Source organism: Elizabethkingia argenteiflava, assembly GCF_009904105.1.
GTDB classification, from domain to species: domain Bacteria; phylum Bacteroidota; class Bacteroidia; order Flavobacteriales; family Weeksellaceae; genus Elizabethkingia; species Elizabethkingia argenteiflava.
The window spans coordinates 1-255 of sequence record NZ_JAAABJ010000103.1 but is presented as its reverse complement, the minus strand read 5'-3'; the positions used below and the strand labels follow the sequence as shown (position 1 = coordinate 255).

Below are 255 nucleotides of genomic sequence, written 5' to 3'. Positions count from 1 at the left end.
TTTCGATGCGCTTTCGGGATTTTCTAAAAATATAAGGCTGCGGCTTATATCCATGTTGATTTTTTCGCATAGGTACTTCCATATTAATCTGGTTGTAAGTAAATAAGTCTCTTTGATAATCAATACTTAGATCACCTTTGTCTCCTAATATTGTACAATTTTGAAACAAGTGCTTAATATCTTTTAGATAATGAATATCCTGTACAGAAGCTTGTGTTACATCAAAATCGGTAAAAATCCCATCAGTAGTACACA

The 255-nt window shown here is 32.2% G+C and carries 1 protein-coding gene; it reads right to left on the bottom strand.

The genetic code is table 11. The annotated features are described in order from the left end of the window. Positions 1–255: transposase (locus GNY06_RS00585; RefSeq protein ID WP_166518342.1), on the bottom strand; the 255-nt coding region annotated here is incomplete at both ends.